The sequence below is a fragment of the Comamonas sp. 26 genome (assembly GCF_002754475.1).
Taxonomy (GTDB): domain Bacteria; phylum Pseudomonadota; class Gammaproteobacteria; order Burkholderiales; family Burkholderiaceae_C; genus Comamonas.
The window spans coordinates 111,565-126,537 of the sequence record NZ_PEFL01000002.1 but is presented as its reverse complement, the minus strand read 5'-3'; the positions used below and the strand labels follow the sequence as shown (position 1 = coordinate 126,537).

The 14,973-nt window shown below is 60.4% G+C and carries 15 protein-coding genes; 2 read left to right on the top strand and 13 right to left on the bottom strand.

Annotation, left to right across the window (positions count from 1 at the left end; translation table 11 throughout):
• Positions 1-15: 15 nt before the first annotated feature.
• From CLU84_RS15145 to CLU84_RS15135, 3 genes are all read right to left on the bottom strand, one after another.
• Positions 16-1,338, bottom strand: coding sequence for a sulfatase (locus tag CLU84_RS15145; RefSeq protein ID WP_099738134.1), 1,323 nt, complete (start codon positions 1,336-1,338; stop codon positions 16-18).
• 16 nt (positions 1,339-1,354) lie between these two features.
• Positions 1,355-2,353, bottom strand: coding sequence for a Bug family tripartite tricarboxylate transporter substrate binding protein (locus tag CLU84_RS15140; protein ID WP_099738133.1), 999 nt, complete (start codon positions 2,351-2,353; stop codon positions 1,355-1,357).
• Between the two features lie 146 nt (positions 2,354-2,499).
• The gene (locus CLU84_RS15135) at positions 2,500-3,363 is read right to left on the bottom strand and encodes an alpha/beta hydrolase (protein WP_099739040.1); all 864 of its coding nucleotides are present in this window, start codon (positions 3,361-3,363) and stop codon (positions 2,500-2,502) included.
• A 183-nt stretch (positions 3,364-3,546) separates the two neighbouring features.
• On the opposite strand from CLU84_RS15135, the gene CLU84_RS15130 reads away from it, so the two are divergent.
• Positions 3,547-4,422 (top strand): methylglyoxal synthase, encoded by an 876-nt coding sequence (locus CLU84_RS15130; RefSeq protein ID WP_099738132.1) that lies wholly within the window; start codon positions 3,547-3,549, stop codon positions 4,420-4,422.
• Between the two features lie 25 nt (positions 4,423-4,447).
• On the opposite strand, the gene CLU84_RS15125 is transcribed toward CLU84_RS15130, so the two are convergent.
• From CLU84_RS15125 to CLU84_RS15095, 7 genes are all read right to left on the bottom strand, one after another.
• Positions 4,448-4,813: a DUF5329 domain-containing protein gene (locus CLU84_RS15125; RefSeq protein ID WP_099738131.1), complete on the bottom strand. Its 366-nt coding sequence runs from the start codon at positions 4,811-4,813 to the stop codon at positions 4,448-4,450.
• A 93-nt stretch (positions 4,814-4,906) separates the two neighbouring features.
• On the bottom strand, positions 4,907-5,308 hold the full coding sequence (locus tag CLU84_RS15120; RefSeq protein ID WP_099738130.1) for a cupin domain-containing protein: 402 nt from the start codon (positions 5,306-5,308) through the stop codon (positions 4,907-4,909).
• A 108-nt stretch (positions 5,309-5,416) separates the two neighbouring features.
• Positions 5,417-6,433: a porin gene (locus CLU84_RS15115; RefSeq protein ID WP_158235232.1), complete on the bottom strand. Its 1,017-nt coding sequence runs from the start codon at positions 6,431-6,433 to the stop codon at positions 5,417-5,419.
• A gap of 243 nt (positions 6,434-6,676) precedes the next feature.
• Entirely contained in the window at positions 6,677-8,023 is a 1,347-nt protein-coding gene (gene gdhA / locus CLU84_RS15110; RefSeq protein WP_099738128.1) for an NADP-specific glutamate dehydrogenase, read from the bottom strand.
• Between the two features lie 159 nt (positions 8,024-8,182).
• A complete protein-coding gene (locus CLU84_RS22075) occupies positions 8,183-8,347 on the bottom strand; it encodes a hypothetical protein (RefSeq protein WP_158235230.1) in 165 nt (54 codons plus the stop codon).
• A 356-nt stretch (positions 8,348-8,703) separates the two neighbouring features.
• Entirely contained in the window at positions 8,704-10,992 is a 2,289-nt protein-coding gene (gene mutL / locus CLU84_RS15100) for a DNA mismatch repair endonuclease MutL (protein WP_099738126.1), read from the bottom strand.
• A 115-nt stretch (positions 10,993-11,107) separates the two neighbouring features.
• A complete protein-coding gene (locus CLU84_RS15095) occupies positions 11,108-11,356 on the bottom strand; it encodes a hypothetical protein (RefSeq protein WP_099738125.1) in 249 nt (82 codons plus the stop codon).
• Positions 11,357-11,732: 376 nt separating this feature from the next.
• On the opposite strand from CLU84_RS15095, the gene CLU84_RS15090 reads away from it, so the two are divergent.
• Positions 11,733-12,395, top strand: coding sequence for a DedA family protein (locus CLU84_RS15090; protein ID WP_099738124.1), 663 nt, complete (start codon positions 11,733-11,735; stop codon positions 12,393-12,395).
• 151 nt (positions 12,396-12,546) lie between these two features.
• Here the strand turns inward: CLU84_RS15090 and CLU84_RS15085 are convergent, their stop codons facing one another.
• The 3 genes from CLU84_RS15085 to tsaE all read right to left on the bottom strand — a co-directional run bounded on the left by CLU84_RS15085 (position 12,547) and on the right by tsaE (position 14,971).
• Entirely contained in the window at positions 12,547-12,762 is a 216-nt protein-coding gene (locus tag CLU84_RS15085; protein ID WP_099738123.1) for a glycine zipper 2TM domain-containing protein, read from the bottom strand.
• A 191-nt stretch (positions 12,763-12,953) separates the two neighbouring features.
• Entirely contained in the window at positions 12,954-14,453 is a 1,500-nt protein-coding gene (locus CLU84_RS15080; protein WP_099738122.1) for an N-acetylmuramoyl-L-alanine amidase, read from the bottom strand.
• Positions 14,450-14,971, bottom strand: a complete 522-nt coding sequence (gene tsaE, locus CLU84_RS15075; protein WP_099738121.1) for a tRNA (adenosine(37)-N6)-threonylcarbamoyltransferase complex ATPase subunit type 1 TsaE — start codon at positions 14,969-14,971, stop codon at positions 14,450-14,452. The genes CLU84_RS15080 and tsaE overlap by 4 nt, the downstream gene beginning before the upstream one ends.
• Positions 14,972-14,973 lie beyond the last annotated feature (2 nt).

Below are 14,973 nucleotides of genomic sequence, written 5' to 3'. Positions count from 1 at the left end.
TCATGGTGGCAGGGCTTAGCCCTGTTTCAGGCTGGCGGGTACATAACGGTCGGCCTGAATGTCCGGCGACAGGCCGTGGCTGTAGCTTTCGGCAGTAATCGGCAGCAACTGCTCATTCCACTCTTCCCACTGCCTGCGCAGGCAGGTGAAGATTTCGGGCTGATGGTCCTTGAGGTTGGCGCGCTCGCGGGCATCCTCTTCGACGTTGAACAAAAACTCGTTGTCATTGATCTTGAGATATTTCCAGGGGCCCTGCCGCACGGCGCGCTGGGCTTGGGATTTGTAGCGCCAGAACAGAGTGCGTTCTTCGCCCGGCGCATCGCCTTCCAAAACAGGCAGGATGTTCTGGCCATCGCTGGGAAAGTCGGGGTCTTGCCGGGCTCCGGCTGCAGCCAGCAGCGTGGGCAGCCAGTCAAAAGTGGCGGTGATCTGTTCCTGCACCTGGGGCTGAATGCGAGCGCTCCAGCGCAGCAGCGTGGGCACGCGGATGCCACCTTCCAGAAGCTCGGTCTTCTGGCCCGTGAATGGCCAGGTCTTGGAAAAGCGCTCGCCACCGTTGTCGCTGGTGAAGATGACGATGGTGTTGTCGGCCTGACCGCTGTCGTCTAGCGCCTGCAGCACCTGGCCCACGGCCTTGTCCAGCGCTTCGACGATTTCGCCGTACTTCTTCAGGCTGCCGCCGTCGTAGTGAAACAGGTTCTTGATGCTGTGTGCGACATGCTCGTCATCCGGCCCCTCCCAGGGCCAGTGCGGTGCCGTGAAATGCAGCGAGAGGAAAAAAGGCTTGTCGCTGTTCTTGCGCTCTTGCACATAGCGCGTGGCTTCGTCGCCGAGGATGTAGGTGTAGTAGCCCGAGCGCTCCACAGGCTCGCTGCCCTGCCAGAGATCGCGGCCGAATTGTTCGCCCACACCAGGCTTGTGTGTGAAGTAGTCGATGGCGCCGTGGTGGTTGCCAAAGAAATAGTCGTAACCGCTGCGCTGCGGCCCATAAGCAGGGGGCTGGCCCAGATGCCACTTGCCTATGAGTGCGGTGTCGTAGCCGGCATTTTTGAGTAGTGAGGGCAGCGTGGGGTGCTCAGGCGGCAGGCCCAGCTGGCCGCCTGAGCGCGCTAGCGGTTCTTCAAGACCAGCACGCAGACGGTATTGGTAGCGCCCGGTAATCAGTGCGATGCGGGTGGCCGAGCAGACAGCGGAGTTGGCATAGGCTTGGTTGAAGCGCACGCCTTGCGCGGCAAGGCGGTCCAGGTGCGGCGTCTTGAAGTCGGTTGCGCCATAGACGCCAAGGTCGGCCCAGCCCAGGTCGTCGGCCAGGATGAAAACAATATTCGGAGCGGTCATGAGTCAGTTGCAGTGATTATTCGATGGAGAAACCCGAGGCCGTGATGACGGGGCGCCACTTGGCGATCTCGGCCACACGCAGTTGCTCCAGCGCCTGCGGCGTGCGCGGGTCGGGTTGCAGAGAAAGCTCGGCCCATTTGGGCTGCAGCTTGGGGTCGAGCAGGGCCTGGTTGACGGCATGGTTGACGGTTTGAACCGCCTCTGCCGGTGTGCCCTTGCGCGCCCACAGGCTGTACCAGCCGCTGCCCGTGGCTTTGGGGTAACCGGCCTCGGCAAAGGTCGGCACTTCTGGCAATTCGCGGCTGCGCTGGTTGCCGAAGGTACCCAGAATGCGCACCTTGCCTTCCTTATGCAAGGGGCCAAGTTCGCTGGTGGTTTGAATCGCTGAAGCCAGCTGGCCGCTGATCAGGTCGGTCATCATGGCCGGGCCGCCTTTGTAGGGCACATGCACGATGTTGACCCCGGCGGCTTCGCCCAGCAGCAGGCCGAAGAAATGGGGCAGGCTGCCCACGGCTGGGCTGCCGAAATTGGCTTGCTGTGGATGGGCCTTGAGCCAGGCCACATATTCCTGAATATTGCGCGCCGGGTGCTTGGCCGGAACGGCCAGACCGAACTGGAAATGCGCAAGCAGGCTGACCGGGGAAAAGTCGCGGGCCGGGTCGTAGCCGGGCTTTTTGTAGACGATCTGTGAGAGTACCGGAGTGATCAGCGGAGCGATTAGATAAGTGCCGCCGTCGCTGGGCGCATTGAGCAGAATCTGCGCTGCAATCTGCCCGTTGGCACCCGGCTTGTTGTCCACCACCACATAGTGGCTCTTGCCCAGTTGTGAGGCGATGTTTTCGGCCAGCACGCGCGCTAGCAAATCAATGCCGCCACCTGCGCCAAAGCCCACCAGAATGCGGCTGGCCTGGGGTACGGAAGCCGCTTCAGCAGCCTTGGCCAAGGAGTTCAAAGAGAAGCTCGCGGCGCTGGCGGCAAGCAGCGACTGCTGCAGAAAAGAACGACGGGAATGCATGGCTGTAGATCACAAAAGTGCGGCGCGTGCGCCAGTCCATGCATTCTGAAAAAATCTCTATAAAAAGAAAAATAATAAAAATTGGTTTTTAAATAGCTTAAACATCTTATGGGTCCGGGTTTGGGCTTTGCTGGGACGGCCTCCGCCTATCTCGTTCCAATCCCGAACAGCTCCTGCAGGGCTGCCCGGTATTGCTTGAGCGCCTTGCTCTGGGTGTTGTGGTGCGTGGCGCCATCCACCAGCAAAAAGCGCTTGGGCTGCTGGGCCGCGTCAAACAGCTGCTGGCCCAGCTGGGCGGGAATCAGCGGGTCTGCCGAGCCATGCACAACCAGCAGCGGCGAGCCAATGCGGGCCACCTTGCCCACGGAGTCAAAGCGCTGCGTAATCAGCCAGTCCACCGGCAGCCAGCCCCAGCGCATGGAGTCAAACACATCGGGGATGCTGGTGAAGGTGGATTCGACGATCACACCCTGTTCATCATTCACGGCGCTGGCCAGGTCGATTGCTATAGCGCCACCCAGAGAGTGACCAAAGATATAGCGCGGCTTGCCCGCCGCCTTCTGACCCAGCCAGCGCCATGCAGCGCGGGCGTCTTCGGCGGCTGATGCTTCAGAGGGCAGAGCCTTGCTGCTCTGGCCAAAGCCCCGGTAGTCCACGGCCAGTACTGAAAAACCCATGTCATGTAGCCGCCTGATGCGGGGTGATGAACCCGTCACATTCCAGCGCGCACCGTGCAGAAACAGCAGCAGCGGGGCCTTGGCGTTGCTGGATGGCATCCATAGGGCATGCAGTTTTGCGGCGCTGCCGTCGCGGCTGTGAAAGTCAATCCACTGCTCCTGCATGCCTGCGGTGCTGGCACCGGACCAGCTGCGGTCACTGGGCTGAAAAATCCACAGGCGCTGCCGGGTGTCCAGTTCGTTCAAGCCCCAGGTGGCAAGACCAGCAAGCGCGATCAGCCCCAGCGCGATCAAGGTGCGGTGCAGATTCCAGAAGCGTGAGAGCAAAGGCATGGTCGAGTGAGGTGCAGAGAGGGCGGCTGTCAAGTGCTGCGCAAGTATGGCTGTCTCAACCTGCCCGATTCATTTGCAGGACATGAATTGGCGATATTCTTGAGGGGTGTTTCAACGCACAAATCGATAGCTGGTTGTGCAGTATCTGTGAGCGCTTGAAGCCTGTTTGAGGATTAGTTCAATATGTCGATCTGCCTGGGCCTTGCGGCCAACAAACTTCATCACCAGACCGAGGATGCCGCGCTGTTTTCCTTGCTGCGCGCCTGCGAGGCTGGGATTCGCGAGCTCAAGCTCGGCTTTCATACCGTGGGTCGTACCTACGATGCCATCACGGCCGCCAGCATGCTGCAGGGCTACAAAGGTCTGGTGCGTTACCCCTATGGCCGCGAAGGCGGGCTGATGAAGCTGGTCGCCGAAGTGGTGGGTATGGAGGGTGACGAGCGCACGCTGGATGGCGCCATCTACCTGATGGACCCGGTAGACCCTTCTTCCATCTTCCCGGAAGCGCTGGCCATGAAGCGCCAGTGCGTGATTCACGGCAAGCCGTTTCTGTCTACCGTGGCATCCACGCGCGACTGGATTGAGATGGAGCGCATTCACGCCGGTTTTGCGCGTGACCGCAATGCAGACCGTTTTTATGACTATGAAAACCAGACGCTGGCGCTGATCGCCCACGACGCCATGAAGCCCACGATGATGGACTTTGCGGAGCGCAACTTTGACTTGCTAAGCCGCTATCGCCGCCGCGTGGGCACGGGTACCACGGGCCAGAAGCTCAATGAGATGGCCTGGAGCAAGGGCTGGCCCGCCGACAAGCCCTGGGTGGACCGCTACAACAGCGGCCCGCTGGGCGGCGATGCGCAGATTGCCGACCTGGTGCTGGAAAAGCGCTGCCACCGCGCCATCTTTTTTGAAGATCCACATGTGGCCCGCCAGCATGAAGCCGATATTCAGCTGCTGGAGCGAGCCGTGACCACCGTCACGCATGATGCGGTGTGCAGCACATCGCCCAAGGTGGCGCAGCGCTGGTGCGATGCGGCGGTGAAGCGCGGCAGCTGATCGCCGTCGAGCTGTCTAACGGCTTTTATTTGGTGCGATAGCGCATCAGCTCGGCCTTCAGCCAGGCCGCGCTGGGCTCTGCCTCCTTGCCTGCGCAGCGCACCTGGTAGGGCTTATGGCTCATGCTGCTTTCGCTGGCGGCGCGGGTGATGAAGTCTTCAGACGTGACCAGCCAGCCCTTTTTGAGCAGGTAGTCGTATTTGCCGCGCAGGTGGTCTGCCGCCTTGGCGCTGTCATACCAGCTGCCATTGCGCTGAAATTCACAGCCTGAGTTTTTAAGGTGACTGATCAAATGCTCAATCTCCTGCATGGCTGCAGGTGTGGGCTTTTCGGCCAGAGCGGCGCTGGTGGCTGCGCACAGCAGCAGGACGGTAATGAGGTGCTTCTTCATGATGCGTTGATCGTACAAAGACAAAAACCGCAGCGATGAACTGCGGTTTTTTACGGCACTTTTTGTGGGTAAGCAGCGGTTTTTCTTAAACGATCAAGGCGCAGGCGTGGCCAGTGGCTTGCCCTTTTCCACCACATACACGCCAATCAGTTTTACCGTGCCGCTGCTGGCGTTGTGCGCGTCATGCACCACGCCGGCGGGCACCACAAACGATTCACCGGCCTTGAGGGTGCGGGGCGGCTGGCCGTCGATGAGCAAGTCCACTTCGCCTTCGCTGATGTAGCTGATTTCATCGCCGGGATGGGTGTGGCGACCGGCGCGTGCACCCGGTGCCACCTCAACCTTGGCCACTACCGCCTCGCGGCCCGGTACCGAGACATCGGCCTTGCCCACCATGGTGCGCGACAGGCCACTGGCCTGCGCCATGGCACTGCCGCTGATGAGAAACAGGGCGCTGGTGCAAAGCAGGGCAGCGGGTTTGAGCAAGTGGCGCATGGCAGTCCTTGGGGTGAAAAGTCAAAGAAACTTTTGTACCCGCTGCGCGCAAGCGGTGCATGAGGGCTTGCCCGCTGATGCACCGCGCTTTTTGATGGGAGCGATTTTTTAGAAGTAGTGCCGTATGCCCATGGCCACAGAACGGGCGCCCACACCCGCCTCGCCCGTCAGATAGCTGGCGCGCTCGTGGTTGTTGATGCGGGTGTAGAGCGCGTAGAGCTTGGTGCGGGGATTGAAGTTGTAGTTGTATGCCAGCGTCCACTGCATGGCCTGCGTACCTGCCTCGCCGCCCACCTTGCTGGCATAGCCTGCGTTCAGGTGATATTCGCTGGGGCCGTCTTCATACTGAATAGCCACGCGACCCATATTGCGTGTGCGCTGGCTGCTATCAACCTTATAGTGAGCCTGATCCCATCCATGGCTGTTCTGGATCAAGCCGGCCAGCGTCCACGCGCCCATGGTGTAGGTGGCGCGCAGGGTGGCTTGTTCGGCCACGCCCCAGCGGTTGTAGCCCATGCCCAGCGACAAGTCGCCCAGCGCGTAATTGGCAGCCAGGTCCCATGCGTTTTTGCTGGGCTCGGCCTGCTTTTCATGCAGGCTGGTGCCCAGTTCCACGGTCAGGCCCTGATATTCAGGCAGGCGCCAGGACACATGGTTGCTGCCATTGGAGACCCACGCATACAGCGCATCGGATGAGATGCCGGTGTCAAAGTTGTGCATGCTCACCACATCGGCTGTGGCGTAGTAGGCCTCGCTGAACATATGGCCCATGCGCAGCATGCCGAAGCTGCCGCTCAGATTCACCTCGTTCTTGCGATTGAAGTAGTTGCTACCGCTGTTCGTGCCAGTGTCCAGCTCAAAGCCGTGCTCCAGAATGAACCCGGCCTGCATGCCGCCGCCCAGATCTTCCTGCCCGCGCAGACCCCAGAAGGATTCGTTGCTGCGCAGGCTCTGCACGGCGGCCTGGCCTTCGGTCCGCGAGCTTTCTATTGAAGAGTTGATACGGCCATAGATTTGCAGCGTGCCATTGGGCGCTTGCTGGGCATGGGCGGAAGCTGCGGAAATCAGCGCGGTCAAAGCGGCGGTGCTGGCACAAGCCAGACGCCAGCAGGATAAAGCAGTCACGGGCAATAACAAATGCAAAGCGCCCGGCTGTACCGGGCGTTGTCAGAGGGCAGAAGGCGCGAGGCCGAATGCAGGAAGAGGGGCAATCCTAGGGGAAGCCCTTTATGTGTGCAGAGCTGCGGCTGGATACTGACGCGGAGTGAGCTGTTTTTGCGAGACTTCATACGCCATAGATAGATACCTGTAGTAACCATGAAAAAAGGCCCCGAAGGGCCTTTTTGCGAGCAGATCAAGCGGTAAAGCTTAGATCACGCCTTGTGCCAGCATGGCGTCAGCCACCTTCACAAAGCCGGCGATGTTGGCGCCGTCGATGTAGCTCACGGTGCCGTCTTCGCGCTTGCCGTGCTTCACGCAGGCAGCGTGGATGCTTTGCATGATTTGCAGCAGACGGGCGTCCACTTCTTCAGCAGGCCAGGACAGGCGAGCCGAGTTTTGCGACATTTCCAGACCGGATGTGGCCACGCCACCGGCGTTGGATGCCTTGCCGGGTGCGTACAGCACGCCAGCCGTTTCGAAGGCGCGGGCGGCTTCGTTGGTGGAAGGCATGTTTGCACCTTCAGCCACGCACAGCACGCCGTTGGCGATCAGGGTCTTGGCATCGGCTTCGGTCAGCTCGTTCTGAGTAGCGCAAGGCAGGGCCACGTCCACCTTGATGGACCATGGGCACTTGCCAGCCATGAATTCAACGCCGGAAACCAGCTTGGCGTAGTCGCTGACGCGGCCGTACTTGTGGTTCTTCACATCCATCAGGATGGCCAGCTTTTCGGTGGTGAAACCGGCTGCGTCGTACACGGTGCCCGAGGAATCAGACACGGTGACAACCTTGGCGCCCAGCTCCATGGCCTTTTCCACGGCGTACTGTGCCACGTTGCCCGAACCGGACACGGACACCGTCTTGCCTTCGAACGACAGACCGCGAGTGGCCAGCATTTCGCGGGCAAAGTACACGGTGCCGTAGCCCGTGGCTTCAGGACGGATCAGCGAGCCGCCGAAGGCCAGGCCCTTGCCGGTGAACACGGAAGATGCCGTGTTTGACAGCTTTTTGTACATGCCGGCCATGTAGCCCACTTCGCGGCCACCTACGCCGATGTCACCAGCCGGCACATCGGTGTCGGGACCAACGTGGCGGTACAGCTCGGTCACGAAGGCCTGGCAGAAGCGCATGACTTCGGCAGGGCTCTTGCCCTTGGGGTCGAAGTCCGAGCCGCCCTTGCCGCCGCCCATGGGCAGTGTGGTCAGCGCGTTCTTGAAGGTCTGCTCGAAAGCCAGGAACTTCAGCACGGACTGGTTGACGGAAGGGTGGAAGCGCAGACCGCCCTTGAAAGGACCGATGGCCATGCTGTGCTGAATACGGAAGCCGCGGTTCACTTGCACCTGACCCTTGTCGTCAGTCCAGCTCACGCGGAACTGGATGATGCGCTCGGGCTCGACCAGACGCTCCAGCAGAGCGTGTTCAGCGTACTTGGAGTTCTTCTCGATGAAGGGCCACAGGCTTTCCATCACTTCGGTGACGGCTTGCAGGAACTCGGGTTGACCGGGGTTACGTTGTGCAACTTCTTCCAGGAATTGGCCTACGGACTCGTACTTCATAGAGAACTTTCTGACTGATCGGGATATACGCTGAAACTCGCGAAAACAAGATTATGCCGAAAAGTTATGCATCCATGCATAGTTTCGGTGCATGTCGGCGCAATTCTGGTGCATTGATGCCCCAAAAAAGAACATGGACAAAGCATTTATGCTTATTTTTCAGATATTTAGCGCTTGGGTTTCAGGTGAAGGATTTTTCATCAGCGTGTCGCAAAAAGTGCGAAGAACGCGTGGCATCAGCTTTGATTGGGCAAATCGCGCGAGTGAAATCTTCACTGCTTCGCATTTGTGGTAGCACCAAATTGGTGCAATTTCTGCTTTCATGCGGCGCATCGGGACGAATCGGCGCGGCATGCCGCAGCCATGCAGCAGGCGCTGCGGCTGGGCTATGTTTGTGGGTGCAGGTCCGTGCGCGTTCAGGGGGACGCTGCCCCTGTTGCGGCTTTGACGGTTTGGCGGCGCTGCTGATGGCGCTGGCCAGATTGCTAGATTGCCAGCAGCAATGAATCAAGCAGTTGCTATTGATTCAAGAGCTGCCTGCGCCTTTAATGAATGGCGTTAAGACAAAAAATTACCTGAAGTCTATGAATATCAGGCGCAAGCAGCTTTGGATTTCATAGCGCAGGGGGGGGAAAGATTCGCGTTTTCCCCCTGCGCTTGCTGTTCTGCTTGTCGCCGCTTTAGCGGCCACGCAGAAACAGCGCATCCAGCTCTTTCATGGTCAGCTGGCGCCAGGTGGGGCGGCCGTGGTTGCACTGGTCAGAGCGCTCGGTGACCTCCATCTGGCGCAGCAGTGCATTCATCTCGTCGAGCGTCAGCTTGCGGTTGGCGCGCACGGCACCATGGCAGGCCATGGTGGCCAGAATTTCATTGCGCGCGCGCTGCACCACGGTAGTGGCGTCATGCTGGGCCAGTTCGGCCAGAACGCTGCGGGCCAGCTCCACCGCATCGCCCTGCGCCAGCGTGGCTGGTACGGCGCGCACGGCCAAGGTCTTGGGCGAGAAGGGCGAGACCTCCATGCCCAGCGCCAGCAAGGTGTCGGCATGGGCTTCGGCGGTGGCAACTTCTTCGCGCGTGGCGGCGAAGGTGGCCGGAATCAGCAGGGGCTGGCTGGGAATGTTCTCTTCGCCATTTTCCGTATTCACCGCGTTCTTGAGCTGCTCATAGACGATGCGCTCGTGGGCGGCATGCATGTCTACGATGATCATGCCCTGACTGTTTTCAGCCAGGATATAGACGCCATGCAACTGCGCCACGGCACGGCCCAGCGGCCAGACGGGGGCGGTGTCTGAGCTGGCTGATGATGCGGTGATGGCTGGTGTGGCGGCAACAGGTGCAGCCGCTGGTGCGGGTTGTGCCGCCACTTTAACTATCGATTCAATAGCTGCTGGCGCTTCTTGCACCTGCGCTACAGCCGCTTTTTGCTGAAAGTAGCTGGACTGGCCCGATGGGCGCAGCTTGATGCCATTGTCTTGCTCTACGGGGGCAGGCACAGGAATAGGGGCTGGCACGGGCGCGGCAAAAGGCTTGGCCGAAGTGACAGGTATAGCGACCGGCGCAGCAGGTGATTCCGACACAGGGGCTTGCGTTGGCATGACTGGCGCGGTCACCGCTTCGGCTTCTGTTGCTGGCACGGCTTGCTTGACGGGGGCTGCTGGTGCTGCAGGCGCTTCAGTCTCAACCACTGGCGTCTGCTCGCGCATGGGCTCCCAGAGCTTGGCGAGATCGCTGACCGGGTTGCCGACCACGGGCTCGCCAAAACTCATGCGTGTTTGCGGCCAGGCGGGAGCGGCAGCAGTTGCGGGCTTGGTAGCCGTGGCTGCAGATTCATCGCTCAGACCGGGTTGGCGTGCGGCTTCTTGCGCAGCCGCTTCCACCACGGCAGCCGCGCGGGGCGCGGCCAGTGCGTTTTCAATAGCGTGGCGCACGGCCTGATGCACTTCGCGGCTTTCGCGAAAGCGCACTTCGATCTTGGTGGGATGCACGTTGACATCCACGCGCGATGGGTCGATTTCGATGTAGAGCGCGTAAATGGGCTGTTTGTTGCCGTGAAGAATGTCTTCGTAAGCAGCGCGCGCAGCGTGCGTCAATACCTTGTCGCGCACAAAGCGGCCATTGACGTAGCAGAACTGATGGTCGGGCTTGGAGCGCGAAGCATCGGGAACGCCTGCGCGGCCGGTGACATGGACGGGGCCGGACCAGTGATCGACGATGACGGAGTTGGCGACAAATTTTTCGTTCAGTACGTCGGCCAGCCGGCTGGCGATGGCTTCTTCGGGCGTGCCGGTCGCGGCGCGCCATTGCTCGACCAGCTTGCCTTCATGCCAGATGGCAAAGCCCACATCGGGGCGGGCCAGCGCGTGGCGGCGCACAGACTCAACGCAATGCGCGAGCTCGGTCGCATCGGTCTTGAGGAATTTACGGCGGGCCGGGGTCGAGAAGAACAGCTCCTTGACCTCGACCGTGGTGCCCTGATTGCGGGCGGCAGGGCGCAACTCGCCACTGCGGGCGTCCAGCAGATAGGCGGTGTCTTGCCCGGCCGGGCGCGAGAAGATAGAGGTTTCAGATACCGAGGCAATGGCGGCCAGCGCCTCACCCCGGAAACCCATGGTGGCCACGGTTTCCAGGTCGTGCAGATCGGTAATCTTGCTGGTGGCATGGCGGCGCAGGGCCACGGGCAGTTCGTCACGCGGAATGCCGCAGCCATCGTCTTCCACCGCGATCAGGCGCACACCACCGGCCAGAAGGCGCAGGGTGATCTGGCTGGCACCGGAGTCCAGCGCGTTATCGACCAGCTCGCGCACCACGGATGCGGGGCGCTCCACCACCTCGCCGGCGGCGATCTGGCTGATCAACTCATCGGGCAGGTCGCGAATAGGCCGACGCGGAGACTCCGCGGCCGTGGCCTGTGCAATGGTTTCGGAAGGGGTGGGGGGGAGTTCAGGGCTGGATGCGTTCACATCAATCATTCTAGGCGTGTGCGCAAGCCGGCTGGCGAGTGAGTTTTTGCGTGAGTGTCTTTGGCCGCCCAAAAACAAAAAGAGCTGCCATGAGCAGCTCTTTATTCAGCCTCTGAAAGAGGGCTTAGTAGCGGTGACCGCGGCCACCCTTGGTCAGTTCATTGCCGACCAGCGCGCCGGCGGCAGCGCCACCGATGGTGCCGATAGGGCCGCCAAACAGCACATTACCGACAGCGCCACCCGCAACAGCGCCAGCGCCGATGCCCACTTGTTGACGGCTGGGGCCATGTGCGCAGCCGCCCAGTGCCAGAGCGCCGGTGAGTGCGACTGCCAGAGTCAGGGCCTTGCCGTAGCGCGTAGTGATCTTGTTCATGCTCGTATTCCTCTCGTCGTGCTAGTTGTGGGGGAAGCGGTCCGATCTTTGCAGACTCCCCAGAATGGGGAGGCGTCAGACGCTGGACTTGCGGCCTTGGGCCGTGTTCTGGACAGCAATGCACGGCTTGCTGTCTGACGTCTCTACTGTGCCAGCAGAATAGACAAGCTGACGTATTGTTGACGTATAGATTTATCAAAACTTGTAACAAACACTGCTTTGGTGCCTGTGATTGTTGCAAGGGGAAAGCAACTGTGCCCAGAACATCAAAATTCCTAGCAGATCAGCGGCTCAGGTACAGGGGCTTCTGCCAGTCGCAGTACATTACTTGCCTGCATGCGCTGGTATGCCTCTTCTTAATTTTGAGGACTGTGTTTTGGAAATCATTCAGTTTCTGATCGACTTCATCCTGCATATCGACAAGCACCTGGAAGCATTTGTCGTCGCTTACGGCCCCTGGGTGTACGCCTTGCTGTTCATCATCGTGTTTGTGGAAACTGGCGTGGTGGTCATGCCCTTCCTGCCCGGTGATTCGCTGATGTTTATCGTGGGGGCGCTGTGCGGTGCCGGTTACATGAACTACCCGCTGGCCGTGGTTGTGCTGCTGGCTGCGGCCATTCTGGGCGACCAGAGCAATTACACGATTGGCCGCTATCTGGGGCCCAAGGTGTTTCAGTGGGAAGACTCGCGCTGGTTCAACCGCAAAGCCTTTGATCAGGCCCACAGCTTTTATGAGCGCTACGGCGGTGTGACCATCATCCTGGCGCGTTTCATGCCGTTTATTCGTACCTTTGCCCCCTTTGTGGCCGGTGTGGCGCACATGGACCGTGGACGCTTCAGCATTTTCAACGTGATGGGTGCCATTCTGTGGGTGGTGGGCATCAGCGCGGCGGGCTATTTCTTCGGGAATATGGAATGGGTGAAGAACAACCTGGAGAAAATTATCTGGGGTCTGATTCTGGTGCCTGGCCTGATTGCCATCATTGGTGCATGGCGTGCGGGAAAGGCAGAGAAGGCAGACAAGCCCAAGGCCGTGTAATTCTGCAGTTTTAATAGCGCTTTACGCCCATAAGATAAGGTCTAGAGCCTTTTTTGAGTTAAAAAGAGAAGCCCCGGCATGCCGGGGCTTTCTTATTTTGGGTGAATGGTTGTGAAGGGGTCTACTAGCGTCTCAAGGCTTGTGTCTGAGCTTATTGGCGCTTGCCCACTTCGTTGCCAATCAGTGCACCAGCGGCTGCGCCGCCCACGGTGCCCAGCGTGCCGCCAAACACGGCATTGCCCACCACGCCGCCAGCCACGGCACCAACGCCGGTGCCAACTTGTGCATTGGTTGGAGAGGTAGAGCAGCCGGCCATGAAGAGGCTTAGGGCTGCAGAGATGGTTAACGCCAAGGTTCGCAGTTTCATGAGGTCTCTCCTGTATCGCTGCCGCGAAGGCAGCTTTTTAAAAAACAGGCTTTCATAGTGAACCTTGACGGGCACTCTTTTAGTAGGAGATGGGGCCAAGCTCATGTCATTTGAGCTTGGCGGCTGTCATCGTTTTGGCCATAAAGCTGACAGCAGTGACTAACGGTTTATGGATATGGCCACCGGTTTGTTTAAACCGAGCGGCTCCGCGCCAGCGGCGGATTGTGCGCAAAGTAGTTGCGAATGCCGCGCATCAGCGCATCAGCCAGCTGATCGCGGTAGGCGGCAGATGCCAGTTTGGCCTCTTCTTCAGGGTTGCTGATAAAGGCGGTCTCGACCAGCACGCTGGGAATGTCTGGCGCTTTGAGAACGGCAAAGCCGGCTTGCTCTACGCGGGCCTTGTGCAGCTTGGCCATACCGCCAATCTCGCCCAGCAGTGAGGTGCCGAGCTTGAGGCTGTCCTTGATCTGTGCGGTGGTGCTCATGTCCAGCAACATGCGCTGCACATGCCGGTCTTGAACGCCGCCCACATTGAGGCCGCCCACCAAGTCAGCCTGATTTTCTTTGTTGGCCAGCCAGCGCGCCGCCGTGCTGGAGGCTCCACGTTCGCTGAGCGCAAACACGCTGGCACCGCGAGCGGCGGGCGTGGTGAAGGCATCGGCGTGAATGCTGATGAACAGATCGGCCTGCACGCGGCGGGCTTTTTCCACGCGGGTGGCAAGGGGTACAAAGAAATCGGCATCGCGCGTCATCACGGCGCGCATGGGGCTGCCGCCAATGCGGGAGTTGTTGATGCGCTCGCGCAGCAGGTGGGCCACTTTGAGCACCACATCTTTTTCGCGCAGGCCGCTGGGGCCGGTAGCGCCTGGGTCTTCGCCGCCGTGGCCTGGGTCCAGCACCACGATGATGATGCGGTCCGTGCTTTGCGAGGTAGCGATATTGGGCGCAGGACGTGGCGTGGGTGCTGGTGCGGGCGCAGGCCTTGGGGCCGGAGCGGGCGCTTGCGCAATCACGGCGGGGGCTGCGGCGATCGGAACAGGCGCAGGTGCAGGCACGCGCTGGTTGCGCTGGGCAATCAGGTCGCCCAGCGGGTCAGCCTGCGGTGCGGCGGCAATGACGGCTGGTGGCGGCGTGGTGATCAGGCCGTTGTGGGGAGCGGGTGCGGCGGCGATAGCGCCGGTGCTGCCTACGCTGCTGGTATCGCGCAGGCGTTCGCTGATCAGTGCTTCCAGCGGGTCCACCGCCTTGGCTGGGTACAGGTCCAGCACCAGGCGGTTCTTGTAGGGTGCAATCGGGGCGAGGGTAAAGACCTGGGGGCGGGCTTCTTGTTTGAGGTCGATGACCAGTCGCACCACGCCAGGCGCGAACTGGCCCACGCGGATGCTGGCGATATTCGGGTCGTCGGGACGAACCTTGGCCACCAGCTCTTTCAGAGCCGGGTTCAGGTCCAGCCCTTCCACATCCACGGCAAGGCGTGGTGGGGATGCAACGAAGACGGGCTTGGCTGTCAGCGGAATATCGGATTCCAGCGTGACGCGTGAATAGTCGGGGGCGGGCCAGACGCGCACAGCCACGATGCTGGCCCCTTGCGCAATATGCTGGCGGCCCAGCAGCAAGACGATGCTGCCTGCCTGCAGCAGGTTGCGCCGGGACAGACCGAGTGGAGCAGGGGTGGGGTAAGTTTTGCTCATGCCGTAAATGCTTCAAGCACTGTGCAGCCTGCGGTGGTTCCTGCTTTGAGCGTCACCTGCCGTTGCACATCGTCAATTGCTTCAATATGGATAGCTATATCCGCAACAGGTGTAACCGCTGCAGCCTTTTCGGGCCATTCTGCCAGTTTGAGCCCCGGGCTTGCAAAAATGTCGCGAAAACCCGCATCTTCCCATTCCCGTGGGTCGTCAAAGCGGTAGAAGTCAAAGTGCCAGATGGACAGGTCACCCGCCTCATGCGGCTCCACCACGGCATAGGTCGGGCTTTTAATACGGCCCTGCACGCCCAGAGCGCGCAGCCAGTGGCGCACCAGCGTGGTCTTGCCCGCGCCCAGGTCGCCGTGCAGCGTGGCATAGGCGTTGCGCAGCTGGGGCAGGGCCGCCAGTTTTTGTGCAAAACGCTGGGTATCTTGTTCGTCGCGCCAGACTATCTGTAGCTGCGCCAGCGCGGGTGCAGGATCGCTTCCTACAATTCGGGGAGTATGTTGAGCAGCAGTCAATT